We start from the raw sequence: 24,382 nt of genomic DNA, 5'->3' as shown, positions 1-24,382 counted from the left end.
CTGAACTCATGAGAGGTTCTATTCTAAAAGTGAGAAAGGGGAAGAAATATGCAAGTGAAAGTTGACCCAGAAGAGATTAGGAAGATCAAGCGCGAACTCGAGGCTCTACAGGAAGAGAGAAGGAACATAGAGCTTAAGCTGCAGGAGCTACAGCAAGAGTTGAACACTTGGATCCAGAAGAGAGACGAAAAGAACGCGGAGGTTAAGAGGCTCAGGGAAAAGGCAAGGGAATTTAAAGCTAAGAGGGATGAGATAAATGCCAAGATCAAGGAGCTTAAGAAAAACAGAGAGGAGATAAATGCCAAACTTGACCTTCTCTATCAGGAGGCCCTGGAGTACAGAACTAAGAGGGACGAATACAGGCAGTTGAGAAGGCTTAAGATGCCTAAAGATAAAATTGAGGAGAGAATTGAGAAGCTTGAGTGGGAGCTTCAGACTAATCCAAACATAACCCCCGAGAGGGAGAGGCAGATAGTTGATCAAATTCAAGTTTTAGCTACTGAGCTTGAGATTATTCAGCAGATTGAAAGGTTCAATAATAAGCTACAAGAGGTTAGGAAGAAGATAGACCAGCTCAAGAAGGCGAGAAGGGCTATAAGCCTAGAGATTCAGCAATTAGCTAATCAAAGCCAGCAGTTCCATGAGCAGATGATAAAGACTTATCAGAAGGCCGATGAAGTTAAGAAGGAGGCGGATGAGTATCATCAGAAGGTCGTTGAGCTTAGGGAGAAGATAAGGGAGGTTAGGAGGCAGCTCAGGGAGCTAGACAGGAAAATACTCGAGTATGATCAGAAGCACAAGGAGCTTATAGCTTACAAGCTTGTTGCGAGGATGCTCTCGAAGAGAGATGCGAACTTCGAGAAGGCTGTTCAAGCCTTGGAGAAGTTCAAGCGTGGAGAGAAGCTTACCTGGGATGAGATACTGCTCCTCCAGAGGTACAATCTCGTGTGATCGGAAATGGAAGTCGTTAAGCACGATGGGCCCGGCAGGTTAGGGGTTATAAGGCTAGATCCCCCGGTTCAAACTCCTTCACTGGCTGGAGTTGATTTCACGCTTTCCCCGTTTAACTCGTTCTTCCATCCAAAGGATTTTTCTGAATACGATTTTAACTTGGCTCCTTCAATTCCAATAAGCTACTACACTCCCGATGAGGTGATAAAGAAGGCCCTGAAGAGGCTTTGGGATGTCGATTACTCAAAGTTCAATGCCTTTTACTTTCCCGCCTTAAAGAGGGACAAGTACTATGAGGAGCTCTTCAAGATAATTGAGGAGCATGAGTTTGAAGCGATCTACATAGGGAATTCAAAGATAATGATCAGGGACCACAGGGGCTTCGTGAAGACAATTAGAGAGCTCAGGGAAAGGTTTCCAAACGCCGTGCTGATCACGGATCTAGAGCCCTTCTTCTATCCTTTGGCCGTTTACCTTGGGATAGATGCCTTTGATGTTAGATCCCTAAAGATTTATGAGTTTGAGGGATTGGGTTTCACCCAGTTCTCCCCAATAATATGGGACTCTCCCAATGATCCCATCGAGTTCGCGAAGAACATGATAAAGCTAGTCAAAGTTGCAATCCAAGAGGGGAAGCTTAGGTACCTCGTTGAGAACTTCCTGCCAACGGCTATGAACGTTGGGATCTTAAGGATTGCAGACAGGGAAAACATGGACTACCTTGAAAAGTACACGCCGGTTCACGATAAGACAGTTGTATTCATAAGCGACCACTCAATGACAAGGCCCGAGGTTTTTAGATGGCGTTCAAGGGTTCTTGAGAGGTTTAGACCTCCCCAGGGGATTGATATCCTCTTGATTCTACCGTGCTCGGCGAAGAAGCCCTACTCAAGATCGAGATCCCACACCCTCTACAGGAAGGCAATGAAAGATGCCCTTGGAAATAGGCTCTACAGGGTTCATGAGCTCATAGTTACCTCTCCCTATGGTGTGGTTCCCAGGGAGTGGGAGTGGCTGGCGAAGTACGATATAGTCGTTACGGGCCACTGGAGTGAGTGGGAGGTTAAATTTGCCGGTGAGCTTTTAGCGGAAACTCTGGAGAGGTACCCCGACATCCCGATAGTTGCACACGTTGAAGGAGGATATAGGGAAGCTGTTAAGCTTGCCATGGAGCTGACCGGTAGGGATGTAATATTCACCGCTGGAGAATCAACAACCTCTAGAGAGTCACTCGAGAAGCTTAGGAAAACGTTAGCTGAGTTCGACCTTAGGGAAGTTGACAAGGCCTACAGAAGGTACAGGTTCTATGAGAACGTTAGAAAGGTCTTCGACTTCTACTTTGGCCTGGGGGCCGGAGAAGCTGTTCTCCCGGATAACGCTCAGATAGTCGGCTCAAAGATGCTCAGGCTCATAGTTAACAACTCTCAGACTGGAACCTTCCAGGAGGGGGTCATAAGCGTAACACCCTTCGGAATGCAGAGGATATACGATGAGCTGAAGGCTTATTGGGTTGAGGTTGACTTTGAGATTAGGGGCGATGTGTTCTCGGCTGGAGTAGAGAGTGCCGATGATAAAATAAGGCCCAACGATTGGGTTGGCGTTGTTAGAGAGGACAGGGTTGTTGCCGTGGGGAGGGCCGTTTTGAGCGGTGAGGAAATGGTGAGGGCCAAGAAGGGAATAGCCGTGAAGGTGAAGAAGAGGGCGAAGAGCTGACGTCTTTTACCTATCAAGGAGGTGAGATCATGAAGTTCATCGTGAAGACCCAGATGGATATGGAGGCCGTGGCCGGAAACTACATCAAGGAGATCCTTCCCAACGCTAAGGTCACGATAGCCCCCGAGGGTTATCCTGGGATAGTTATAGTTGAGGCTGAGGAGGAGAATGCTCTCCAAAAAATTCTGGAGGTTCCGGAGGTAGAGAAGGTCTATCCAGTCTTGGTAGAAGTTCCCGCGACCCTTGAGGATATAAAGAATTCAGCTGAGGAGATAGTGAAGCACATAAACGACGGTGAGAGCTTCGCTGTTAGGACGAAGAAGAGGGGGAAGAAGGACTTCTCGAGTGTGGATGTAAATGTCGTGCTTGGAGCTAGGATAAAAGATCTGAAGAATGTTGAAGTTAACCTAAGCTACCCCGATAAGGTCGTTCAGGTCGAGATAATAGGGGACAAAGCGTACATCTCCGTTATCCCTGGGGAAGAGTACATGAAGTGGAAGAAGTATCCCAAGGAGAAGCCCAACTGCAGGAAGCTTTTCAAGAAACTGACGATAGTCCAGATGCCCTACTGGGGAGATTACAAGACCGCGAGGGCCTTTGGTGAGAAAATTGGAAGGGCCGCCCAGGCCTTTGAGGTTAAGGAACTCATAATTGCCCCTAAGGAGAAGATGAACGCTTATGAGCTTATGGCCTTTATAAGGGGGGTCAAGGAAGGGCAGGAGAGCAGGTATCAGATACAGAGGGAAGCCTATCCATGGCAGGTTGAAAAGGTTCCGGTAACGGTTTGGGATCTGTATCAGGTCATAAGGGACAAGAGGAGGAACAGGAGGCTAATAATAATCACCGATCCAAAAGGCCCAACCTTAAATGAGGTGAAGGACAAGCTGGCAAAGGACATGTACTATGCAAAGGAAGTCGTAGTCTTCATAGGGTCAAGGGAGGGAATTCCGGTTGGCTTGTTCCGGTTTGCAGATTACGTCGTGGATTTAGCCCCTTACATGACGTTCGCGACTGAACACGGAATTCCCGCGACTTTAGTTGCTTTGTGGACGATCTATGAGGAAGAGCTCAGGAGGAGGGGAGAAGTTGCTGGAGAGGATTAAAGAGCTCATAAAGCTGTGGAGGTCAAGGTGTCCCTTCTTTAGGAGATTTGAGGAGTGGAGAATGAAGAGAAAAGTTGACTTTAAGGTTCGCTGATCTTTAGGTTTATATACTCCAAGGAGGTATTCCTAAAGGGAAGTGTTCCATACTATTCGATGTGAGACCAAAGACATCGATTAAAGATTTGTTTGGAAGGAAGCTGAATATCTAATGTTTAAAGATGCTATAAAGAAGAACAGGAACTTCATTCTGATTACTGGACCTAGGAGAATAGGAAAAACTAGCTTTCTGTATGCGTCGTTGAATGAGATTGCCAAGGAAGGTGTTCCTTATGTGGTGATAGATGCTAGAGCCGCTACCTCCCTTAACTCCAAGTATCCTCAGAAAGTGATTGCCGAGCACATTTACAAGGTCTTGAGTGGAAGGAGCGTTCTTAGTGAGGTTATTTCAAGAGTCAAGGGAATTAAGCTTGGGCCGGTTGAGTTAGAACTTAAGGATAAGTTTGACTTGATAGACGTCTTTGCAGAATTAAACAAGATTGGAAAGGTCATCGTGGCCTTTGATGAGGCCCAATACCTAAGGTTTGCAAATGAAGACCTAACGAAATTCCTTGCCTGGGTCCTTGATGCCCTCCAAAACATAATCCTCGTGTTCACTGGTTCCCAAGTTGGAGTGCTTGAGAAGTTTCTAAGGTTATATGATGGCTCATCCCCTCTTTTTGGGAGGTACAACGTGAGAATAGTCTTGCCGGGATTTAATCCCTCAGAGAGCTTGGAGTTCTTGGAGAGGGGATTTAAGGAAGTCAGAATGGATGTCAGGGAAGAAGAATTGCTGTCAGCAATAAAAACCTTAAATGGAATTCCTGGGTGGCTAGTTCATTACGGTGTCTTTAGGGTCGATGGGCTGACCCATGAGGAGGCTATAGAGAAGGTTCTGGAGGAGGCAATGACGTACGTTATCTCGGAATTTAAAGAGCTCTCAAAGCTTTCCTCGAGGTACGAGGGGATAATGAAGGTTGTTGCTGAGCTGAGCGGGGGTGGTGATGGAGTAAAATTTGAAGACATAAGGAAGAAAACTAAAATAAATCCGAGGAGCCTGAGGAACTATATAAACAGGCTCATTGATTACGGATTTCTTGAGCCAACTGGACACGGAAGGTACAGGATTCCAGATCCTGTCATGTTTAGAGTTTTCAAGAGGCTTTAATCCTCTACTCCTTTCTCGGTTATCCTAAACACTGCCTCTCCCTCTGGAAGGTGTGGGGCATCTATTAGCCTTGCAACCCTCTTCCCACCCTTGCCCTTCCTTAGGTATATTCTGAGGGTTGCGGAGTGGGCTAAGATGTGCCCACCAATGGGCCTCGTTGGATCTCCAAAGAATGCATCGGGCCTTGCTTGGACTTGGTTGGTTACGAACACCGCTATCTCGTAGAGGTTGGCGAGCCTGTGGAGATCTGCAAGGTGCTTCGCAAGCTTCTGTTGCCTCTCGGCTAGGGCTCCCCTCCCTATGTACTCGCTTCTGAAGTGGCTCGTTAGTGAATCAACCACAAGTAGCTTAACGGGTCTGTCCGTGTTTAAAAGCTCCTTTATCTTATCTTCAGCCTGTTGGACGAGTAGCATTTGGTGGTTGCTGTTGAAGGCCCTTGCAACGTATATATGCTTTAAAACTTCGTCCGGATCAAGTCCCCTATTCCTCGCGATCTCCCTAATTCTCTCTGGTCTGAAGGTGTTCTCGGTGTCAATCCAGATCACTGAACCGTGTAATCCTCCCTCTTCGGGAGGAAGTTGCACCATTACCGCTAAAGTATGGGCTAGCTGCGTTTTTCCTGATCCAAACTCTCCAAATACCTCCGTTATCGCCTGTGTCTCTATTCCTCCGCCTAACAGCTTATCTAGGCTCTTACTTCCTGTAGATATCCTCCCAATGCTCTCCCTCTTCTTTAAGTACTCGTCAGCTCTCATGAAAGTTCCTAGGTTTGCGGCCTTCCTTGCGGCTTGGATTATCTTTATCGCTGCTCCCTCACTTATTCCGGCGACCTCCTTGAGCTCTATTGGAGATGCAACGGCTATTGCCTCTAGCGTGTCGAACCCTGCCTCTCTAAGCTTCTCTGCAGTCGCTGGCCCTACCCCAGGGAGATCCTCTATTGTCCTAATCTCCTTTTCCTTCTTCTTTTTCTTTGTCGTTTCTACCTCCTCCACGGGCTCAAAGCCAAGCTCTTCAAGCTCATCGATCTCCTTAACATCAGCGTTACTATTTTTCTTTGCCATATACCTCACCCTATGAGCGTGAGTTTTCAAGGTTGGTATAAGGTAAGGGATTATATACTTTTCTCAATGTTTAAAAATAGGATTATGAGTGCCCAAATTTGGAAAACAAAGCCTTACGTCCCTTGTTTTCTCACATCGCTTTGGCCAGTTATGCATATCAACTTGGCTCCCTGGGGAACTACCTCATCAAGTGGTGGGGCTAACCTCATCTCCCCCTTAACGTAACCAATTGGGAAATAACTTGGGCTTAAAATTTCAATGACATCCTCAAACTTCTTGTTCCATGCCCTTTCATCTGAGATAATAACGATATCATGCCCCTCGCTGGACTTCATCAGATCTTCAAGGACATTCACTACCTCCGGCTCAAAAATGGAGCTTGCAAGCAGTCTTCCTGCAAGCCCCCTGCTTAGAACTACCCTTTCGGCTCCGGCATTTTTCAATAAGGGGACACTTTCCTCTCTCAAGGCCTCGACATGGATTTTTGCCTTGGACATGCTCTTGACTTTAAGCGTTATGAACACAGCCTTGCTGTCATCTTCGGGGGTCAGTATTACGTGTTTAGCCCTCTCTATTGAGGCCCTCTTTAGCGTGTCGTCCTCTGTGGGATCTCCAACTAAGACCTCTACTTCCTCTGGAAGGTTCAGCTTCCTCTTCTCATCCTCACTCTCCACGATTGCCACTATCTTCCCTCTCTCGGCCTCCCCTCTTTCCATTGCCGCAATTATTTCCTCGACAAATGCCCTAACCCCAGGGCCCTTCCCTATAACGACGTAGTGATCTTTGAACCTCACACCGTGCATTCCCATCATCCTCCTTAGGGAAGATGTCAGGAAGTACTCAGCTATCAGCGAAACTAGGGCAGTAAAGCTTGATATCCCAGCCACAGCTGCTATCATTGCAACTATCTTTCCCGCCTGAGTCGTTGGAGTTACATCGCCGTAGCCTATAGTGGACATCGTGATTACTGCCCAATAAAGGGCGGTAAAGAAGTCTAGACCCTCAAAAACCATAAACAGAATTGCCAATATAACCGCGAGAACTGAAACTCCAAGGGCTAGCCATGCGATCCTGCTCTTCTTGAGCTTGAAGTGTATCTTCAGGAGTTTCCTCAGCACCGGCACTGGTAGCATGTTCCAAGATAGTTGTCAAGGGTTATATCATTATCTCACGACCCATATCGTTAGTGTCATTAGGATGTAGGTTATAACGGCAAGGGCCACGTGGGCATAAGTCCAGAACTTTTTCCTTCTTCCCAAGAAGATTAGGGCTCCCGAGAGCATCGTGAGGTTCATAAAAGCAAAGGTGAGGTAGCCGAGGGTGTAGTGATCGATCATATCTTCCCCACCGGGAATATGTATAGTGGAACACCATCTACGCCAAGTATCTCGGCTACTTGATCTTCATAAAAGGCCCCAACGGCCACGGTTCCCAGATTAAGCGCTGTAGCTTGGAGGTATATGTTCTGTCCAATATGTCCCGCCTCCATGTGGACGTACATTTTACCCCTCTCTCCGTAGTACTTTGTGGTTCTCTCGTAGTAAGCAACGAGGACTATATCTATTGCTGCGCTTCCCACCCATGCCTGATTTAACGCCGCTTTCTGGAGTGCTTTCCTAAAGTCTCCCCTCTTCACGAGTCTTATTGAATGCGAGAAGGGATCGTAGTGATATATCCCAGGTTCAAGACCCTTTACCTTTCCAACGACCACGTAAACTTCGAATGGGTAAGTTGCCCCTGCACTCGGTGCAGCTCTGAACTTCCTGTTTGGTTCGGTTATTCCCTGGGCCGCCCATAACAGCTGTGAGAGCTCTTGGAGGGTTAAGAGCTCGTTCCTGTACTTCCTTATGCTCCTCCTCTTTGCTATTGCCTCCTCAACACTCATATCTCCCTTGAGTCTTGGCTCTGGTAGCTTGATTATTTCTCCCGTCATTGCTATTTCACCTCTTTCCTTAGGTAGGTAGGGCTTTAGCAAAATCGCTAGGCTACTGACTATAACGAGGAAAACAGTGAACCATGCAAGCCTCTTCATCCATGTTACTTTGAGTTCATACTATTTTAACCTTTTGAGTAAGGTATAGTGCCAGACCAGGAATGCAATGACGCCTATAGTTTCTGCAACCGCAACCCCTTCAAACCTGTGAAGGGCCCAAAGTGAGAGGGCAGCTCCTACCACAAAAACTACGAGACCAAAAATTCCAGTTTTGTCTCCCTCCAAAAGGAGGGAAATAGATGTTGCAAGCACTGCTAAAAACGTGAATATAAAGAATCCCCAGCTCACTTCATAATGTGGGCTTGTTCCCTCAGGGAATATGCCAACGAGAGCCAAGAAGAACATCCCTAAGAGGTACACTCCAAAGCTTATCTTCCACTGGAGCTTCTCACTTTTCACTATCATTGAGGCTGAAAAAATCATCAAGAGGAGTGCTCCAATGATTAAGGAGACGTTCATAACCCAGTTGTAGGGGAGGCCGACCTTGCCAAGGTCACTTATAGCGTTTTTAGTTATTCTCCACCAGTCTCTATGTATCAAATAAGAGAGGAGTACTCCACCAACCGAAATTACAGGCCCGATGTACGCTAGCTTCTTCATGTTCTTTACTTCGCTCTTTAGCGTTATTAACTTTCTTTCTGTAGCGATTCGTAACCTTCATAGACCTTAAGTTTTCTTCTTGCTCTTCCCCTTATTGCGTGCCCCATTAGTCTGACTATCTTATCTGCCTTGGCCTTTCCGCTTCTCATAAGCTTTCTTTCGGTTTTTATCATCTCAACTTTGAATGTGTACCCTCCAACCTCGATAACCTCCCCAACGACGAATTCTTCATCTCTGTCAACTACAACTTTGAAAGACTGTGTTATTCCCCCTGGGAGGTATATCGATACGCCGAAGACCTTTGGGTACGTTAAGCTCTCGCCCCATATCGTCTGGATCTCCTGCACTTTTGCCCTCCTAACTCTTTTTCCTCCTGGGAGCTCTATGCTCAATACCCTCACTTCATCGTTCTCGAGCTCAATTACATCCCCCACCTTTACCGTTTCGTCTTCTGGTAGCTCTGCGAACTCCCTAAAGCTCCTCTCATGTTTGCTGACTATGACCGGAACCTTTTTGAGCTTGGGGAGAGTGATCATCCAAACGTGACCGCACTCGTTGCACTTTAGTGTGATCTCCCTCCCTCTCTCCTTGATTACCTCTACATCCTCACTCCCGCACTCTGGACAGATGAAGTACTCTTCCATACTCTCACCCTGAAGCTTAAGCGGAAGGTTGGGTTAAGAACTTTTGGGGTGGGAGAATGAGGGTCATAATCTTGGGATCTGGATCGTACAGTGGAACTCCAAGGCCCCTGTGCACCTGTGAGAACTGCGTGAGGGCAAGGCTTAACCCCATGTACAGGAGGACGAGGTTCTCCGTTTACGTTGAAGGGATATTAATTGATCCAAGCCCTGATCTGCACTACCACTTGGAGAAGACTAACAAGAGGGTCAAGCACGTCCTGATAACTCACGCACACTTTGACCACATCTTCGGGGTTCCAGACCTTCAGGTGTTTAAGGAGATTAGCTTTTACTCGAACGAGCTTGGCATTAGAACCGCCCAGGATCTTTCTAGGCTGGCCTTTGGGGATATAATGCCTCGTGGGTATAAATGGGAGTACGAAACCCTAGAGTTCTGGAAAGAATATAATATTGGAAAGGCGAAGGTAGTGCATTTCCCGGTGAAGCACTCCATAGAAGTTGCCGGGGGATTTCTAATAGAGATAAATGGAGTTAAGATTGGCGTAACGGGAGATACCGGCCCTGAGATCCTTAACGATGAGAAGGTTCTTGACCTGTTACGGGACGTTGATCTTTTAATCCCTGAGATGACGAAGAAGGAGTCAATTCCTGGGGTTCACCTTGGTGTTAAGGACTCAATAGAGTTGGCCAAGAAGGTTAATGCTGAGTACACCGTGTTTGCCCATATAAGTCACAGCAACTATCCCCATGAGATTTTGGAGAAGAAGGTTAGGGAGGCTGGAATTAAGGGAGAAGTTGCCAAGGATTTTACAATTGTAGAGCTCTGATCAGTCCCTAAGGTCTTCATCACCCTTCAGCAATCCGCCATCTCATCACATGAGGAGGAACATCACCGCCCCAAGTACTCCTCCTATAAGGGTAGCTATAAAGTTTGTTCCATTATTATCAACGAGTCCTCTTCTTTCAAGCGTCGCTCCTATTAAGCTGTCTATATTAGCTCCTATAAAGCCAGCAATTGTTACCGAAAGAAGCATTTTGAGCTTGTAGTCGCTTATTGAAAATGTTCCAATTAGCCCAATTACTAGAGCACCTAGGAGGGCCGCTAATTCTCCTACCAATGTAACTGCTCCTTCTTCGCCCGGCTTTGCTTTTCTAAAGTTTGTGATAAGCCTTGGATTCTTTCCGAGGGGTTTGCCTATTTCACTAGCTAAGGTATCGGCGTTTGCCGTTGCTATTGAGGAAAAAACGGCCGCCCATCCATAATCATTTTTTATAATAACTTCAATTATCAAGAACAACAGTGGTGCAAGTCCGTTTCCTAGGACGTTTCCTAAACTTCTGTGCGTGTCAAGATTCCCAAGTTCTAACTTCTCTCTAGCCTTAAACCTTGTAGCTAGCGTTCCCATTATTAGGAATGTGAGCAGGGCGAAGAAAGTTACCCAGCTACCAAGCGAGAGAATGAGATATCCCAAGAACATTGCCCCAATTGCGCCTTTGAAGTCGAGAGCTCCTGATTTGTAGCTTAATAGTCCAAGCAATGTTATTACACCGATGTCGATGATGTTCATGCTTGTCACTTGCCTACCCCTAGATAGTTGGGGTATTTAAACTTAGCTTTGATCTGAACAGGAAAACAAGCCTACTTAGGGCTTTTTATCTAAAATTTCTGCCCAGTCAATCTTTAAATCTTAAATGTACAGTTTCTACCATATTAAATTTACCTAACTTAAAAATTACCGGGCCAAACACAAAACGGCAATTATAGTTAAGAACTTTTCAAAAACTACCATTAAATTTTCGCTTAAATCAAAAACGGTCAGATTCTTTCGGTATAAATAGATGAAATCCCGTTAATTTCTTTCCGTTAGACCAAAAAACTTTAAAAGTATCCCCGTTCCACCCTCACAGTGTAACAGGACTAGAAGGAGGTGAGAGGTATGGATACAATTGGGCACCACTACGTTGTTGAGGCTGCAGGTTGCGATCCTAAGATCATCGCTGACCCTGACAAGATTAGAGAGATATTCCTTGAGGCAGCAAAGAGAGGCAACATGGAGGTTAAGGCGAGCTACTTCTTTAAGTTCTCACCAATGGGAGTTAGTGGTGTTGTTATTGTCGCTGAAAGTCACATATCAGTCCATACTTGGCCGGAGAAGGGTTATGCAGCCCTAGATGTTTACACCTGTGGTGAAAAGGCTGATCCGGAGAAGGCCGTTGACTATATTTTAGAGCAGTTTAAGGCTCAATACGCTCATGTCTCAGAGATAAAGAGAGGAATTGAGGAAGAAGATCAAACATTCACTCACACTATACTAACGTGGGAGGAGAAGCTCGACAGAAGGAACGGACAGAAGCTTTGACCTTTATTTTTTGCTCTTCTCTTGGAATACCTCTTCTTGGCGTAACTTTTAAATACCTCTTAGCTTATAGTATCCTGAAGTGAATAAAATTCTTGGGGGTGAGAGTCATGACGAGGAGAGTCAAGACTGGCATTCCCGGGATGGATGAGATACTCCACGGTGGCATCCCCGAGAGAAACGTTGTCCTGCTCAGCGGTGGTCCTGGAACGGGTAAGACAATCTTCAGCCAGCAGTTCCTCTGGAATGGACTTCAGATGGGCGAGCCCGGCATTTACGTTGCCCTTGAGGAACACCCAGTTCAGGTCAGGCAGAACATGGCTCAGTTTGGTTGGGATGTGAGGAAGTACGAGGAAGAAGGATTGTTTGCGATGGTCGATGCCTTTACGGCAGGAATAGGTAAGAGCAAGGAGTACGAGAAGTACATAGTCCACGATCTCACGGATATAAGGGAATTTATAGAGGTGCTCAGGCAAGCGATAAGGGACATCAACGCCAAGAGAGTTGTCGTTGACTCAGTAACCACCCTGTATATAAACAAGCCTGCCATGGCGAGGAGCATAATACTCCAGCTCAAGAGGGTTCTAGCTGGAACTGGATGTACATCAATATTCGTCAGCCAGATAAGCGTTGGAGAGAGAGGATTCGGTGGGCCTGGAGTTGAGCACGGTGTCGACGGAATAATTAGACTTGACTTAGATGAGATCGATGGAGAGCTGAAGAGATCCTTGATTGTTTGGAAGATGAGGGGAACGAGCCACTCAATGAGGAGGCATCCGTTCGATATAACTGACAAGGGAATAGTCGTGTATCCTGACAAGGTGCTCAAGAGAGGTAGAATTCTAGAAATTTAAGGGGGTGATGTAGATGAGTGTGGAGGTTCCACTTAACCCAATAACGAGGAGCGAGATTCACCAGCTTGAGAGCTTACTACTATTCGCAACTCTCTTCAGGCCAGAGGTGATAGAGCTAATTAAGGATCCTGCAGAAAGGCTAACCTGGGTTGATAGCTTGGCAGTTGCCGCTGGAGCAATCGCTAGAGAGAAAGCTGGAATGACCGTGAGTGAAATTGCAAGGGAGCTTGGAAGGACTGAGGCAACGATAAGGAAGCACCTTAAGGGCGAAAGCAAGGCGGGACAGCTCGTCAGGGAAACCTATGAGCTGATCAAGCAGGGTAAGCTCGACGAGCTTATAAAGACGATAGAAATGATAGAGAAGGGCGGACTTAGGGAAGTCGTAGCTAAGGAAGAGTATGAGAAGTTACTGAAAGAATATGAGAAGCTCAAGAGGGAGTTCGAGGAGATAAAGGCAAAGGTTGAGGCTGCAGAGCTTGAAAGCCTAGAGAAGGCCAAGAAGGAGATAGAGGAGCTTAAGTCAAAGCTTGAGAAGCTTGAGGAAGAGAAGAAGGAGCTGGAGAAGGAGCTTAAGGAATACAAGGTTAAGCTGATGGAGTACGAGGCAAAGGCCAAGAGGGCTGAGGAGCTTGAAGCAAAACTCAAGGAACTTGAGGAAAAGGCAAAGGCAGTTGAAGAAGTTGAGACTAAGATTAAGGAGTACGAGGAGAAGCTTAGGAAGAAGGACGCCAAAATAGAGGAACTTGAAGCGAGGCTCAAGGAGTACGAGGACAAAATAAAGTTCCTTGAGGAAGAAGTCAACAAGCTCAGGGATGGTATAAGGAAAGCCAAAGAGGTGCTTGATTCCCTTCTCGCTTAAAGTCTATTTTTTATTAACCAAAAGTTTTTAAAAAATGATGTTACTAAAATATCGGTGATGGCATGTACCTGAAGAAAAGGCACATCGAAATTCTAAAGGAAATGCTTAAAACCGAGAGCCAGGCCGAGATAGAGACAAAGCTTCCAGAGGAGTTTCAGATAAGGGTAATAGAGCTTTTCATCCTGGGGCTTGCAGAGATACAGGGTAATAGAATTATTATAACCGAAGCCGGAAGGAAAATAGTAAAGGCCGCGGAAGGCCTAGAGTTGCCAGACACTATAGCAGATTCTGCGGTAATTAAAATGCTCGAGCTACTGGAAGAGACCGGCAAAGTTCCGGAGAAGTGGATGGAGATACTGAAGGAGAGGAAGCTTGCCGATGAAAATGGAATAACAGAGTTCGGAAGGGCTATCCTCGAGGTCTACAGGAGTACTCATCCCGTTGTATATCTGACCCCTGAAATAGCCTCGTTCTTAAGGGGAATGCCCAAGATAGGAACGCTTGATGAGCTGATAACTTTCAAGAACTCAAAGGCCTACGGTGATAACATTATAAATGCCCTTCAAGCGATGAGGCTTCTTAAGATCTCACCACCGACAGAGAAGGGTAGCGCGTTCTCAACGACACCCGCTGCAAAGTTAGCACTGAGAGCACTTTCGATGATTCCAGTATTCGCGAGGGCTATAGTCCTAAGGAAAGAAGATTTCGAAGCCCTCAAGGCTGGTAGGAAAACGGGAGAACTGGAAAGCATGGGGCTCGTTAACGAGAAGGGAGTTACAGAGTTTGGAAAGGCAATTTCAGACACTTACGAAGCAATGACTAGGGAGGAAGAGAAAGTTCTACCGATATACGTGCTTGAAGACGAGATCAAAGTCCTTAGCGCAATTAGGGAGATAGAGGAGAAGAACAAAACTAACCCAGATGTGTTGCCAACGGAGAAGGAGATAAGGGAGAAGGCTGGAATTGAAGATATCGGCGAGCTGTTGCACCTCCTTGAGAGTAAGGAGTTAATAGAAAGGAGGTTCGTAAAAGGTAGAGATACTTACTGGCTTACCGATTGGGGCAGGAAAGCTCTTGAGCATGGACCTGTTAGTGTTGATGCGATGAAAGCTGTAACTTACGCTGAGAGCGGTGATGTTCCAATAGCGGAGTGGGTAATCAAGGCACAAGAGGAGGGAATAGTCAGGGCTGGTGTAACCGATAAGGGCAGGTTCTATCTTAAGCTTTCCAGGGAAATAAAGAGAAAGCCATACCTCACAAGATATGATGCAGCAATCTTAGCTAAGCTCCCCAAGAAGAAGTACATCCACAGGGACGAGCTGGTGAGACTAGTTAAGGACTACATAGGTGGAGATGAGAAAGACATTATCAGGGCAATTGGAGAAGCCGAGGCCAAGGGGTTCATCATAGAGCTCCAGAATGGAATGGTCAAGCTGACGGAGCTTGGGGAGAAAGTTAAGAGTGCGATAGAGAGTGCGAAGCTTCAGGAGATAATAAAGGTCAAGTTTAGCCTAACACCAACGCTCTTCAACGTGCTAAGGGTAATCAAAGAAAACATCGAGACCTTTAACAGGATATGGAAGGAGAAGGGCGAAGCTAGGGACTACAAGATTGAGGAAGTTGACGTGATAAAGAAGCACCTTAGCTTAAGTGAGGAGGAAATTAAGAAGGCCCTGACAATGCTGAGGGCCCTAGGCTTCTTAGGAAGCAAGAGCATAACTGAGGCTGGGAAAATTATTCTAGATGCTTATTCCCTTTAACTTTTATTAATCTTAGATGTGTAGAAGTTAGTGGGTGGCGATAAGTATGGATCCCCTTAGTGGATTTTTTGGCTCGCTGATATGGTGGTTCCTGTTCCTGTACATCCTCCTCTGGCCACAGATGCAGTACAGGCAGCTCCAGATAATGAGGGCCAAGCTACTCCAGAAGCTCTCCAGGAAGAGGAATTCTACAGTGATAACCCTGATACACAGGCAGGAGAGCATCGGACTCTTTGGAATTCCAGTGTATAGGTTCATCAGCATCGAGGATAGTGAGGAAGTTCTAAGGGCGATAAGAATGGCTCCCAAAGATAAGCCAATAGACCTAATAATTCATACTCCAGGAGGATTAGTATTGGCTGCAACTCAGATTGCAAAGGCCCTGAAGGATCATCCTGCTGAAACTAGAGTTATAGTTCCCCACTATGCCATGAGCGGTGGAACATTGATAGCTTTAGCGGCAGATAAGATAATAATGGATCCCCATGCCGTTTTAGGTCCTGTAGACCCTCAGCTTGGCCAATATCCTGCTCCAAGCATACTCAGGGCCGTTGAAAAGAAAGGTGCAGATAAGGTAGATGATCAAACCCTTATACTGGCCGATGTTGCAGAGAAGGCAATTAGGCAGGTAAGGGATTTCATATACAACCTACTGAAGGATAAGTACGGGGAGGAGAAAGCTAAGGAGCTCGCTCAGATTTTAACTGAGGGCAGAGGGACTCATGATTATCCAATAACGGTTGAGGAGGCTAAGAAGTTAGGTTTAAATGTTTCAACCGATGTTCCTGAGGAAGTTTACGCCTTAATGGAGCTCTACAAACAGCCAGTGAGGCAGAGAGGAACGGTGGAATTTGTTCCATATCCAGTGAAGCAGGAGAGTGGAAAGCAGTAGTTATCTCCTAAGAAACTCACCAACGTCCGCTAGGTTCTTTATGAACCTTCTTTCTTCTTTTGGATTTACTATTCCCAGTCCTATTACATCTCCCCATTCGTTCATCACAACTATTTTCTTGCTTCCTTGCCATTTGATCTCTTTAACGGCCTTTTTGGGTGCATCCTTTCCCGTTGTAAAGAGGAATGACGCTTTGGGCCCCAGGATTGCGTAGTTCTTTTCTATCCTGATGAAGCTGAAGAATTCAATGTTTGGGTAGAACTTTTCAACGAGGTTTTCGTCGACTTTTATAGTCCCAACAAACGTTCCGGCCCCATATGGCCTCATCTTGAGGCTCTCTATTATTCTCCAAACGTCCTCATTTACTGCGTAGACATCCCTGTACCTACCTTCAACTATTATAAAAAATTCATGAAGAAGCTCCCCGTACTTTTCAGCTTCCTTCAAAATTAAATCAAGCTCCCAGGAAGAGGCTCTCCTAACTCTTATCTCACCACTCATCTTCTTCCTCTTCCCACTCTTCCTCTTCCTCCTCGTACCATTCCTCTTCTTCCCACTCTTCCTCTTCCCAGTCCTCCCAGTCTTCTTCCTCTACCCAATCTTCTTCCATCTCCTCAAGGAGCTCTTCTTCCTCCTCGAACTCCTTTTTAACTTTCTTTTTTGGCTGCATACTGGGATCCCTCATCTATGGTTATTTCTTTTTGGTTATAAATGTTTCTGAGGAATAGAAGTCTGGGAACAGCTCTTCTTCTTGAATATATGATTTTCCGAGCTTTAAGGCTGTATAAGCTTTTTCAAGTTCTCTCCCTAGGTAAAAGGCATGCCTTGGAGAGATGTTGAACATTTCAATTATTGTGTCGATTATGGAGTTTGGTTCGTTCCCTTCTATAGTTGCTACTAGCTTTGTTCCTCTATAGGCGTTTACGTATATCTTCCCCTTATCTATGAATATCCTAAAGTAAACACTTTCAAGTTTAACTGGCTTGCTTCTTGCTTTTATAATTCTTCTCGCCTTTTCGAACTTAACTTCCTTTCTCCTCTTCTCCTTTAATATTAGTAGTGATAGGCCAACATCCTTGAGGCCTCCTAAAAGTATCATGTCAAGCCCTCTTCTGAGCTCTCTTATGCTTCCCTTACACTTTTGGCTGGCTTCGGTGGTTAAAAGTAATGATATCTTGAGTTCACCTGCCAAGCCTGCAAGGATTGCGTTTATCCCGGGACTGTCTGCATCCGTCATTTCCGTTACATTTCCGACCCCTGAGAGGAGCACGTCTTCTGGATTCCTCTCCCTATATAGATAGAGGGTGGTAATTGATCTGCCAAAGTTTGGATAATGCTCAAGAATTGGATCAAGAATAATATTTTTATATCCAAGCTCTTTGGCCTTTTCCTTTAGATTTTCTAGGTACTTCACTCTTTCTTCCGGGGTAGTAGGGAAGTATCCTTTCTTCATATGTGTTGGTATCAGAACTACGGGTTTCTCAGTTACGAGATCCTCCACGGTGCTCCAATCAATGCTTAGTAGAAGATCTGCTACTTCAATACCCTTTCTGAGTTCCTTGGGATTCAGCGAGTCGAGGGAAATTGGGACCTGTACTTTTTCTCTGATTTCGGGGATTGCATCTAGAAAATCTACATTCGTCTCTCCGCTGATCATTCCGATATCGATTATGTCTGCTCCCTCTCTCAAATAGTATTTAGCTCGCTGGATTATTTCATCCATGGTAAGTTTTGGCGCGTCTATTATCTCCCCCAATATCCTCGTTGGAAAGTCCAGCCCCACTGGTAGGTTACCTATTAAAAAGTTCCAGGGCTTTTTGAGAGCTTTTTCGATGTACCTTTTGTTGAAAGTTTTGTTTCTGACGTCTTCAACTCTTTTAAGAGTGTCTTTGGAGAATAACTCGTCCGCTGGAACTTCCCTGCTTAGTTTAAATCCCTCCCTTACTGCCTTCAAAACAGCTGGCAGGTCTATGGCATTCTTAGGGCCCTTATAAGTAGGGATTCCTACCCTATCTTCTATTTCTTTTGCTGACCCTTTTACAAGCCCTGGGATTAGTATCATGTCGTATCCTTTTACTCCGGCTTTCTCTAAGTAATCGGCAATCATCCGGGGAGTTAAAAAGGCAGCGACCGTAACGGGGGCTACAAAAACATCGCATCCTTTTCCATACTTCCTTACTATGGGTTCGGCAAGCTTTCCAGTAACTAGGAGGATCCTCACATTATGGGCCCTCCTTCATTCCAAGGGCCTCTAGAAACTTCTCAGTTATCGCTTCTTCTACGAGCCTTAGAAGGGATGTCTTGTCCTTAGCGAGCTTAAATATACCTAGGGGGATTCTAGCTCCTCCTGCCTGTGCATGGCCTCCTCCGCTTCCAATATCCCCGAAAGCTTCTTTCATAATTGCACCTATGTTAATCCTAACGTCTCTGGTTCTTGCTGAAATCTCTATCCTGTCATCAACTATTCCAAACACGAGGACAGTTGTTATACCCTCAAGCCTCAAAAGGAAGTCTGCAGCTTCTGCTATTGCGTCCCTATTGGCTATGAATCCCACGTTACTTATTACAACGTTCTTGTAGATTTTCCTGTTAAGTATTGCCCTAGCAAGTATTTCTGCAGTTTCGGTGCTTATATCGGGGAACTCTATCTTGTCCAGAAGGTCGTAGTTGACTTTGCCCGTCAGGAACTCTATTGCCTTGATATCAATTCTACTTAACTTTGAGAACTTCTTGGTGTCTATATACATTCCATAGAAGAGGGCCGTTGCAAGGGTGTCGTTTATCGGTATTTCTAAAGCTTTCAGGTACTCAACCATGATAGAGGATGTTGCGTTTACATCAGGTCTTATATCAATGAAGCATTCTGGGTTCAGCCTCTCTTTCAAGTTTTGAAGTATCTGGTGGTGGTCTATTATTATCTCGACTTTCTTTAGGTCATCTTCATCTAAGATTGTTATGTTCCCGTTTGGCTGGGCATCTACGATTGCTATTGCCGAGTGTCTTTTGATTTCATAGCTCCCCCTAGATACTCGTCTGAGATCCATGCCTAGGACGTTTACCATTGCCCTATTCTGGTGGTGTGTTATGTCCCCTCCATACACTATCTGGGTCTTAAGGCCAACAGTTTGCGCTATTAGGGCAAGTGCTGACGCGCTTGCCATAGAATCGGGATCAGGATTGTCGTGCATCACTATAAGTAAGGTCTCAGCTCTCTCTTTTATTTCATTCAGCTTGTTTATGAGCTTTCTTGCATTTTTACTCTCTCCAACTTTTTCTATAGTTTCAACTACAGCCCTTACTATTGCGGTTCTTGGATTAATTATGTAATCTATCTTGGCCTCTGTTTCATACTGCTCTTTCAATATATTCTCTATATCCTCGACGGAAACATCTTCCGGAAGGATAACAAGGACTGAGACGTCTTTGTTATTTGTTCGGACTACGTGTAGGGTTTTTGCTATTGTCTGAACGTCTGTTGTCGTTATTATCACGAGATCCGCTCTTTCTATGTGGGCCTTGAGAAGAGTGGCGGTATATGAGAAGTCACCTTGAACAACCTGAAGACCGCTTTCCGCTAAAGTTTGGGCCCTAATTACATCCTTTTCTATGATCGTTACATCAAACTCACCCATGAGGGCCTCAGCGATTGCCCTACCAAGTACTCCACCGCCCAAGACAAGGACCTTCATACCCGCCACCTAGTCCAACAATGTTTAAATACAAGCCTCCAATGTATTTAAATGCGTGTTTCCAAATTAATCAAAAGCATGGTGATAGTTGGCATATATATACCTAATGGTGAGGAAGATGGAAATCCCCGAGATTAAGCCCTCTATAGAAAATGTAGTATGTCTATCAGGGGATGAAGTTCTGAACACGCTTCAGGATCTTCTAAAATCCAAAGATGTCAGGGGAGTTTACGCTAAGATATTTGGCAAGGATGAAAGTGATAGTTACGTTATTGAGGTGCTTGCCGATAAATCCCGCTTACTGGCCATAGAGTGTACTTACGTGCAAAAGAATGAGAAGGTTTATGGAGAGGATGCGATAAGGAAGCTTGCAGAGCTTGCAGATATACCACTCATTGTCACTGCTTACGGTCTAGATGATACAACCTTCAAGCTTGTATTGGCCAATAACATTGATGTATACTCAAAAACTCCCGCTGTCCCGCTTTCAGAGGTCTTCAAGAAAAAGGCTAAGGAGACGATAGAAGAAGCAATTACCGAAGCTAAAGAAGAGAAAGAGGAAGAGATAAAAGAAATAATGCAGAAGACGGAAGAAATTAAGGAAGAAAAGAAAGCTGAGGTCCCACAGCCCGAGATTAAAGAGGAGATCGTCATTGAAATCAAGGGTAAAAATGGGAATGAAGTTCCTGAATCCTTAAGAAAGAGAATTGAGGATGCTCTAAAAGAATATATTGGGCTTGTTAAGGCTGATATCTCTTCCAACCTCCAGGGCGCGCAGCTAAGGTCAGTGAAGATAGATGGTGAAGTTGGAGAGGGAACTCTTGCCTTGGTCGGGGAATTCTACATAGTGGCTGAGAGTGGGAATCCAGAGATAATGAAAAGGAAGGGTTTGTTCATTCTTCACAAGCACATACCCAAGATAAGGAGAGCAACTGATCTAAAGCCTATAATTAAGGATTTCAAGTTAAATGTTGTAGTTGGTGGGGAAATGAGTTCTATGGAGGCTAGAGAGAGGGAAGACGTGACTTTATGGAGACTAACTCGTCCACCTACACACCGCATAACTCCTAATCTATACCTAACTATTGATCCAAAATTCAAACAGTACTTTGTTGGCTTTGCTAGAACCCTGTTGAAGGAGATAGAAAATGAAGGAGTTCTGGTTAACAGACTTGACATTGAGGTATTTGGAGGAGTTAGGGAGTTTGAGATAAATATTAGGTTAGAGGGCAAGTCTAAGGACATCGATGAACCGAGGTTGCAGGCGAAGGTGATAAGCTTAGCAAAGAGGCATGCCTCGGAGCTTACCAAGATCGTTGGAAAGTACGTGTGGGTCAACCATGTTGATGTTGCACTCACAAAGCCAATGGAGACTGAGTTCTCAGCAAAAGCGGCGGAAATACTCAAGAAGAAAGAGGAAATAGAGAAGGAAGTAGAAAAGATGCTAAAAGAGGCGGGAATTGAAGAATTAAGTTATCTCCTAGAGGACAAGAAGAAGGAAATGGAGAAGACCTTCATGATGTCAAGGATAAATGCTGCCGTTCAAGATCTAAAGCAGAGAATGCAGGAAGAACTCAAAAACATACCAAGAGCTAGTTTGAGATGGCTCAAGGTTAATTATGAGATAAACGGAAGCACCATTGAATTATTGGTTGAGGCAAGTTTAGCTAAGTTGGAGGAGGAAGGCCTGTTCGGTGCTCTTGCAAGCGCTAATGAAGAGGAGATTAAAAGAAGGGCTACTGAAATAATTACAAGGATCCTCAGGGAAGTTTCAAGGGAACACCAGGTGCAAATAAGGATAAAGAGACTAAACATATTGGTCAGGTGATCAGCACTCAAGATCCTCATCACGATTCAGGACCTGCCGAGTTCATCATCTCAGCCCGACGACTCTTGATTGAATGTGCCTTGGGGGGAAAATGTCCCTGGGGTTTATCCCTTTTTCTCTCAGTGCATACCTTAGTTCTGTCTCGTAATCTCCTTTTTCAAGCTTTTCACTTTCATCTTCCTTCACGATGAATATCTCGTTGACTAGCTCCCTTATCGTCTTATATCCAAGCCCCAGGAGAGGTCTCATGTATGCAACGTTAAACCTGTCTTCAAGGGAGCGGGTCTTTCTAAGGTCTAAAAAGGGAACTCTATCGTCTCTTCTTGTCCCATCACTGATTCTTTTCACTTCTTCCCTGGAGGCTATAAGCTCTAAGGCCCTCTCGTGAATGTACTGAATGGCCCGTCCAGGCCTTCTATCCTCGATGCACATCTTTATTGCTCTTTCCATTATTTCCCTGGGGGCTTTAACTACTTCATGCTCGAATCCGAGTATCTCTGCAGTCTCTTTAGCGAACCTCCAGTTATCAAGAATGCCAAACGTCACTGTGACAAGCTTAACTTCATACCCCATCCTTGAAAGTATCCATGCTGCCAGCGAAGAATCCTTACCCCCGCTGAATAAATGATAAACTTCTTTCATGTTCGCTCCTTTTACCTCAGGGATAAAAGAAGTTACCCTTGCAAAAGTCGGGATAAAATGTCCAAAATCTTGACATTTAGCAACACTTAAATACTATTTCATGGAAATAAAAATTGTGGGTGGGAAAAATGGTTGAGAGGTCAAAGGTGAGGGTTCTCATAGCTAAGCCAGGGCTTGACGGTCACGATAGAGGTGCAAAGGTTGTTGCAAGGGCATTAAGAGATGCAGGTTATGAGGTTATTTACACTGGAATAAGGCAAACTCCAGAACAAATAGTTGAGGCAGTAGTTGAGGAGGATATAGACGTTCTGGGAATAAGCATACTCTCTGGGGCCCACATGGTTTTAATACCAAAGATATTAAAATTACTTGAAGAAAGGGGAATAAAACCAAATGAAGATATATTGGTAATTGCTGGCGGAATAATCCCTCCAGATGATGCTGAAGAGCTTAAGAAGATGGGGGTAGCTGAAGTTTTCGGCCCAGGAACTCCCCTCCAAGAGATAATCGAGTTCATAGACAAGAACGTTGAGAAGCTTAAGAAGTTCTGCTCGAGCTAACTTTATATTTTATATCTGGATAATTTCTCCAGTGGTTAAAATGATAGATGAGCTAATTGAAAGGCTAAAGAAAGGGGACAGAAAGGCAGTTGCGAGGCTAATTACTCTGGTTGAGAACGATGAGGAGAAGGCGAGGGAGATCGTGAAGAAAATTTATCCCTTAACTGGAAAGGCATATATAGTAGGTATTACAGGCCCTCCTGGAGCTGGAAAATCCTCCCTTCTCGACAAATTGATAAGAGAGGCTAGAAAGGAAGGGCTGATTGTTGGGGTAATAGCCGTTGATCCGACATCCCCCTTTACGGGTGGAGCACTTCTCGGTGATAGAATCAGGATGCAAGGGCACGCTACTGATCCTGGGGTCTTCATAAGGAGCATGGCAACTAGAGGTTCTCTGGGGGGACTTGCGAAAGCCACTAATGACGCGATAAAAGTTCTGGATGCCTATGGCTGTGACATAATATTTGTCGAAACTGTTGGAGTTGGGCAGGTTGAAGTTGATATCGTCAAGACCGCCGATACTGTAGTCTTAGTTACCGTTCCGGGTCTTGGAGATGACGTTCAGGCTATAAAAGCTGGGTTAATGGAGATAGCGGATATATTCGTGATAAATAAGGCTGACAGGGAGGGTGTTGATGCTACCTACTTTGAATTGTCCCTTACCTTGGATTTTGAAGCCGAAAAGTGGGAGAAGCTTGGATGGAGGCCTCCAATAATTGAGACAATTGCAACTACTGGTAAGGGAGTAAAGGAGCTCTGGAAGAAAATCAAGGAGCACAAGAAGTATCTAGAATCTTCAGGAAGACTTGAGGAGAAGAGGAGATTCAGGATTGAAGAGGAGATAAAGACGATAGCCTCGGGGATAATAGCGAGTAAGGTTGAGGCCTCAATAAAGAAGGGAGAGCTTGAGGATTTAATAAGAGATGTTCTGGCTAAAAGAATCGATCCTTACACTGCCGCGGATCGGATAATTATGGAGGTGATGTAGATGTTCAAGAAGATAGACCACGTTGGTATTGCCGTTAAGAACCTTGATGAGGCAATAAAGGTCTGGGAAGGCCTTGGATTTAAGGTTGAAGAAGTTGAAGAGGTTCCGGATCAGAAGGTTAGGGTGGCGGTTATAAAGGTTGGGGAGAGTAGGATTGAGCTTTTAGAGGCAACAAGCGAAGATTCTCCGATAGCTAAGTTCATCGAGAAGAGGGGAGAGGGAATACACCATCTTGCAATTGGAGTGGAGAACATAGAGGCTAAGCTAGAAGAATTGAAAGAGAAGGGCTATAGGCTTATCGACGAAAAGCCCAGAATTGGTGCAGGAGGCGCAAAGATAGCATTTATTCATCCCAAGAGTGTCACTGGAGTACTGTTAGAGTTGTGTGAAAGAAAAGAATGACTATTCTTCCTTATTTCTCTTTACATAGGGTTTTCCAATAGCTATTGTGAAGCCCTTAAATGAGTCGTCTTTCCTGTGGAACTCCATGGCTAGGGGCAGATCATGCTCTTCGCTAACGACTATCCTTATCAATCTAGCCCTGGGATGATTGTCGAGATAGCTTTCTTTTAAAGAATCATAATTATCGAGAGCCTTCCCTATCTCCTCCTTGTTCATCTCATAGATTTCCCTTGAATACTGGCTGTGCTCCTTTATTTCTCTGATGGCTTTCTTCTTATCCAA

Annotated in this window: 27 protein-coding genes; 14 read left to right on the top strand and 13 right to left on the bottom strand. The window is 45.1% G+C overall.

The features are described 5' to 3' along the window. Positions 1 to 48 precede the first annotated feature (48 nt). The 4 genes from A3L04_RS01425 (at position 49) to A3L04_RS01410 (ending at position 4,971) form a co-directional block, all read left to right on the top strand. The gene (locus A3L04_RS01425) at positions 49 to 951 is read left to right on the top strand and encodes a coiled-coil protein (RefSeq protein ID WP_068576041.1); all 903 of its coding nucleotides are present in this window, start codon (positions 49 to 51) and stop codon (positions 949 to 951) included. A gap of 6 nt (positions 952 to 957) precedes the next feature. Then, on the top strand, positions 958 to 2,664 hold the full coding sequence (gene arcS / locus A3L04_RS01420) for an archaeosine synthase subunit alpha (protein ID WP_068576039.1): 1,707 nt from the start codon (positions 958 to 960) through the stop codon (positions 2,662 to 2,664). A gap of 29 nt (positions 2,665 to 2,693) precedes the next feature. Then, positions 2,694 to 3,767, top strand: a complete 1,074-nt coding sequence (locus A3L04_RS01415) for an SPOUT family RNA methylase (protein ID WP_068576037.1) — start codon at positions 2,694 to 2,696, stop codon at positions 3,765 to 3,767. Between the two features lie 208 nt (positions 3,768 to 3,975). After that, positions 3,976 to 4,971 (top strand): AAA family ATPase, encoded by a 996-nt coding sequence (locus A3L04_RS01410; protein ID WP_231963821.1) that lies wholly within the window; start codon positions 3,976 to 3,978, stop codon positions 4,969 to 4,971. On the opposite strand, the gene radA is transcribed toward A3L04_RS01410, so the two are convergent. The 6 genes from radA to A3L04_RS01385 form a co-directional block, all read right to left on the bottom strand. Next, on the bottom strand, positions 4,968 to 6,032 hold the full coding sequence (radA, locus tag A3L04_RS01405) for a DNA repair and recombination protein RadA (RefSeq protein ID WP_068576036.1): 1,065 nt from the start codon (positions 6,030 to 6,032) through the stop codon (positions 4,968 to 4,970). The genes A3L04_RS01410 and radA overlap by 4 nt on opposite strands. 113 nt (positions 6,033 to 6,145) lie before the next feature. Continuing rightward, entirely contained in the window at positions 6,146 to 7,165 is a 1,020-nt protein-coding gene (locus A3L04_RS01400) for a potassium channel family protein (protein ID WP_068576034.1), read from the bottom strand. 30 nt (positions 7,166 to 7,195) lie between these two features. Further along, positions 7,196 to 7,369 carry a hypothetical protein gene (locus A3L04_RS11115; RefSeq protein WP_172799778.1) on the bottom strand — a complete coding sequence of 58 codons (174 nt, stop codon included), beginning with the start codon at positions 7,367 to 7,369 and terminating at the stop codon, positions 7,196 to 7,198. Then, positions 7,366 to 8,064 (bottom strand): SagB/ThcOx family dehydrogenase, encoded by a 699-nt coding sequence (locus A3L04_RS01395; RefSeq protein WP_068576032.1) that lies wholly within the window; start codon positions 8,062 to 8,064, stop codon positions 7,366 to 7,368. Before A3L04_RS01395 ends, A3L04_RS11115 begins: the two co-directional genes overlap by 4 nt. A gap of 21 nt (positions 8,065 to 8,085) precedes the next feature. After that, positions 8,086 to 8,625 carry a DUF998 domain-containing protein gene (locus A3L04_RS01390; RefSeq protein WP_068576030.1) on the bottom strand — a complete coding sequence of 180 codons (540 nt, stop codon included), beginning with the start codon at positions 8,623 to 8,625 and terminating at the stop codon, positions 8,086 to 8,088. Positions 8,626 to 8,651: 26 nt separating this feature from the next. After that, positions 8,652 to 9,269, bottom strand: a complete 618-nt coding sequence (locus A3L04_RS01385; protein ID WP_068576028.1) for an HVO_0476 family zinc finger protein — start codon at positions 9,267 to 9,269, stop codon at positions 8,652 to 8,654. A gap of 56 nt (positions 9,270 to 9,325) precedes the next feature. Here A3L04_RS01385 and A3L04_RS01380 point away from each other — a divergent pair, with 56 nt between their 5' ends. Next, entirely contained in the window at positions 9,326 to 10,096 is a 771-nt protein-coding gene (locus tag A3L04_RS01380) for an MBL fold metallo-hydrolase (protein WP_068576026.1), read from the top strand. A gap of 45 nt (positions 10,097 to 10,141) precedes the next feature. Here A3L04_RS01380 and A3L04_RS01375 read toward each other — a convergent pair whose 3' ends face one another. Further along, positions 10,142 to 10,837 carry a DUF92 domain-containing protein gene (locus A3L04_RS01375; protein WP_068576024.1) on the bottom strand — a complete coding sequence of 232 codons (696 nt, stop codon included), beginning with the start codon at positions 10,835 to 10,837 and terminating at the stop codon, positions 10,142 to 10,144. A 369-nt stretch (positions 10,838 to 11,206) separates the two neighbouring features. On the opposite strand from A3L04_RS01375, the gene speD reads away from it, so the two are divergent. The 5 genes from speD (at position 11,207) to A3L04_RS01350 (ending at position 15,991) form a co-directional block, all read left to right on the top strand. Continuing rightward, complete coding sequence (speD, locus tag A3L04_RS01370; RefSeq protein ID WP_068576022.1) at positions 11,207 to 11,629, top strand: adenosylmethionine decarboxylase; 423 nt, start codon at positions 11,207 to 11,209, stop codon at positions 11,627 to 11,629. 107 nt (positions 11,630 to 11,736) lie between these two features. Further along, positions 11,737 to 12,480: a KaiC domain-containing protein gene (locus A3L04_RS01365; RefSeq protein ID WP_068576021.1), complete on the top strand. Its 744-nt coding sequence runs from the start codon at positions 11,737 to 11,739 to the stop codon at positions 12,478 to 12,480. Positions 12,481 to 12,493: 13 nt separating this feature from the next. Beyond that, the gene (locus tag A3L04_RS01360; protein ID WP_068576019.1) at positions 12,494 to 13,339 is read left to right on the top strand and encodes a transcriptional regulator; all 846 of its coding nucleotides are present in this window, start codon (positions 12,494 to 12,496) and stop codon (positions 13,337 to 13,339) included. A gap of 62 nt (positions 13,340 to 13,401) precedes the next feature. Continuing rightward, entirely contained in the window at positions 13,402 to 15,099 is a 1,698-nt protein-coding gene (locus A3L04_RS01355) for a DUF505 family protein (RefSeq protein WP_068576017.1), read from the top strand. A gap of 46 nt (positions 15,100 to 15,145) precedes the next feature. Continuing rightward, positions 15,146 to 15,991, top strand: a complete 846-nt coding sequence (locus A3L04_RS01350) for an SDH family Clp fold serine proteinase (RefSeq protein ID WP_088859095.1) — start codon at positions 15,146 to 15,148, stop codon at positions 15,989 to 15,991. On the opposite strand, the gene A3L04_RS01345 is transcribed toward A3L04_RS01350, so the two are convergent. From A3L04_RS01345 to A3L04_RS01330, 4 genes are read right to left on the bottom strand one after another with little or no spacing between them, the layout of a single operon-like run. Beyond that, the gene (locus A3L04_RS01345) at positions 15,992 to 16,492 is read right to left on the bottom strand and encodes a PUA domain-containing protein (RefSeq protein ID WP_068576013.1); all 501 of its coding nucleotides are present in this window, start codon (positions 16,490 to 16,492) and stop codon (positions 15,992 to 15,994) included. Further along, entirely contained in the window at positions 16,482 to 16,676 is a 195-nt protein-coding gene (locus A3L04_RS11075) for a hypothetical protein (RefSeq protein WP_172799777.1), read from the bottom strand. The genes A3L04_RS01345 and A3L04_RS11075 overlap by 11 nt, the downstream gene beginning before the upstream one ends. 6 nt (positions 16,677 to 16,682) lie before the next feature. After that, positions 16,683 to 18,212, bottom strand: coding sequence for a dihydropteroate synthase-like protein (locus tag A3L04_RS01335; protein ID WP_068576011.1), 1,530 nt, complete (start codon positions 18,210 to 18,212; stop codon positions 16,683 to 16,685). Between the two features lies 1 nt (position 18,213). Beyond that, positions 18,214 to 19,680: a DHH family phosphoesterase gene (locus A3L04_RS01330; protein WP_068576009.1), complete on the bottom strand. Its 1,467-nt coding sequence runs from the start codon at positions 19,678 to 19,680 to the stop codon at positions 18,214 to 18,216. 118 nt (positions 19,681 to 19,798) lie between these two features. Here A3L04_RS01330 and A3L04_RS01325 point away from each other — a divergent pair, with 118 nt between their 5' ends. Beyond that, positions 19,799 to 21,508, top strand: coding sequence for a hypothetical protein (locus A3L04_RS01325; protein ID WP_068576007.1), 1,710 nt, complete (start codon positions 19,799 to 19,801; stop codon positions 21,506 to 21,508). Positions 21,509 to 21,553: 45 nt separating this feature from the next. Here the strand turns inward: A3L04_RS01325 and A3L04_RS01320 are convergent, their stop codons facing one another. Then, entirely contained in the window at positions 21,554 to 22,150 is a 597-nt protein-coding gene (locus tag A3L04_RS01320; RefSeq protein ID WP_068576006.1) for a DUF7411 family protein, read from the bottom strand. Positions 22,151 to 22,278: 128 nt separating this feature from the next. Here A3L04_RS01320 and A3L04_RS01315 point away from each other — a divergent pair, with 128 nt between their 5' ends. The 3 genes from A3L04_RS01315 to mce are packed head-to-tail and all read left to right on the top strand — an operon-like array spanning position 22,279 to position 24,100. Then, a complete protein-coding gene (locus tag A3L04_RS01315) occupies positions 22,279 to 22,710 on the top strand; it encodes a cobalamin-dependent protein (RefSeq protein ID WP_068576004.1) in 432 nt (143 codons plus the stop codon). Between the two features lie 40 nt (positions 22,711 to 22,750). Beyond that, positions 22,751 to 23,698 carry a methylmalonyl Co-A mutase-associated GTPase MeaB gene (gene meaB, locus A3L04_RS01310; protein WP_068576002.1) on the top strand — a complete coding sequence of 316 codons (948 nt, stop codon included), beginning with the start codon at positions 22,751 to 22,753 and terminating at the stop codon, positions 23,696 to 23,698. Next, positions 23,699 to 24,100, top strand: coding sequence for a methylmalonyl-CoA epimerase (gene mce / locus A3L04_RS01305; protein WP_068576000.1), 402 nt, complete (start codon positions 23,699 to 23,701; stop codon positions 24,098 to 24,100). It abuts the gene before it with no gap. Here mce and A3L04_RS01300 read toward each other — a convergent pair whose 3' ends face one another. Next, on the bottom strand, positions 24,101 to 24,382 hold the full coding sequence (locus tag A3L04_RS01300; RefSeq protein ID WP_068575998.1) for a hypothetical protein: 282 nt from the start codon (positions 24,380 to 24,382) through the stop codon (positions 24,101 to 24,103). It lies immediately after the preceding gene.

The sequence above is a fragment of the Thermococcus chitonophagus genome (assembly GCF_002214605.1).
Classification (GTDB): Archaea; Methanobacteriota_B; Thermococci; order Thermococcales; family Thermococcaceae; genus Pyrococcus; species Pyrococcus chitonophagus.
The sequence above is the reverse complement of the archived record's forward strand: the minus strand, read 5'-3'. Positions and strand labels throughout refer to the sequence as shown.

Coding starts and splice junctions, on each gene's coding strand:
- A3L04_RS01425 (WP_068576041.1), top strand. CDS start 49: ATGCAAGTGAAAGTTGACCCAGAAGAGATTAGGAAGATCAAGCGCGAA.
- arcS (WP_068576039.1), top strand. CDS start 958: ATGGAAGTCGTTAAGCACGATGGGCCCGGCAGGTTAGGGGTTATAAGG.
- A3L04_RS01415 (WP_068576037.1), top strand. CDS start 2,694: ATGAAGTTCATCGTGAAGACCCAGATGGATATGGAGGCCGTGGCCGGA.
- A3L04_RS01410 (WP_231963821.1), top strand. CDS start 3,976: ATGTTTAAAGATGCTATAAAGAAGAACAGGAACTTCATTCTGATTACT.
- radA (WP_068576036.1), bottom strand. CDS start 6,032: ATGGCAAAGAAAAATAGTAACGCTGATGTTAAGGAGATCGATGAGCTT.
- A3L04_RS01400 (WP_068576034.1), bottom strand. CDS start 7,165: ATGCTACCAGTGCCGGTGCTGAGGAAACTCCTGAAGATACACTTCAAG.
- A3L04_RS11115 (WP_172799778.1), bottom strand. CDS start 7,369: ATGATCGATCACTACACCCTCGGCTACCTCACCTTTGCTTTTATGAAC.
- A3L04_RS01395 (WP_068576032.1), bottom strand. CDS start 8,064: ATGAAGAGGCTTGCATGGTTCACTGTTTTCCTCGTTATAGTCAGTAGC.
- A3L04_RS01390 (WP_068576030.1), bottom strand. CDS start 8,625: ATGAAGAAGCTAGCGTACATCGGGCCTGTAATTTCGGTTGGTGGAGTA.
- A3L04_RS01385 (WP_068576028.1), bottom strand. CDS start 9,269: ATGGAAGAGTACTTCATCTGTCCAGAGTGCGGGAGTGAGGATGTAGAG.
- A3L04_RS01380 (WP_068576026.1), top strand. CDS start 9,326: ATGAGGGTCATAATCTTGGGATCTGGATCGTACAGTGGAACTCCAAGG.
- A3L04_RS01375 (WP_068576024.1), bottom strand. CDS start 10,837: ATGAACATCATCGACATCGGTGTAATAACATTGCTTGGACTATTAAGC.
- speD (WP_068576022.1), top strand. CDS start 11,207: ATGGATACAATTGGGCACCACTACGTTGTTGAGGCTGCAGGTTGCGAT.
- A3L04_RS01365 (WP_068576021.1), top strand. CDS start 11,737: ATGACGAGGAGAGTCAAGACTGGCATTCCCGGGATGGATGAGATACTC.
- A3L04_RS01360 (WP_068576019.1), top strand. CDS start 12,494: ATGAGTGTGGAGGTTCCACTTAACCCAATAACGAGGAGCGAGATTCAC.
- A3L04_RS01355 (WP_068576017.1), top strand. CDS start 13,402: ATGTACCTGAAGAAAAGGCACATCGAAATTCTAAAGGAAATGCTTAAA.
- A3L04_RS01350 (WP_088859095.1), top strand. CDS start 15,146: ATGGATCCCCTTAGTGGATTTTTTGGCTCGCTGATATGGTGGTTCCTG.
- A3L04_RS01345 (WP_068576013.1), bottom strand. CDS start 16,492: ATGAGTGGTGAGATAAGAGTTAGGAGAGCCTCTTCCTGGGAGCTTGAT.
- A3L04_RS11075 (WP_172799777.1), bottom strand. CDS start 16,676: ATGAGGGATCCCAGTATGCAGCCAAAAAAGAAAGTTAAAAAGGAGTTC.
- A3L04_RS01330 (WP_068576009.1), bottom strand. CDS start 19,680: ATGAAGGTCCTTGTCTTGGGCGGTGGAGTACTTGGTAGGGCAATCGCT.
- A3L04_RS01325 (WP_068576007.1), top strand. CDS start 19,799: ATGGAAATCCCCGAGATTAAGCCCTCTATAGAAAATGTAGTATGTCTA.
- A3L04_RS01320 (WP_068576006.1), bottom strand. CDS start 22,150: ATGAAAGAAGTTTATCATTTATTCAGCGGGGGTAAGGATTCTTCGCTG.
- A3L04_RS01315 (WP_068576004.1), top strand. CDS start 22,279: ATGGTTGAGAGGTCAAAGGTGAGGGTTCTCATAGCTAAGCCAGGGCTT.
- meaB (WP_068576002.1), top strand. CDS start 22,751: ATGATAGATGAGCTAATTGAAAGGCTAAAGAAAGGGGACAGAAAGGCA.
- mce (WP_068576000.1), top strand. CDS start 23,699: ATGTTCAAGAAGATAGACCACGTTGGTATTGCCGTTAAGAACCTTGAT.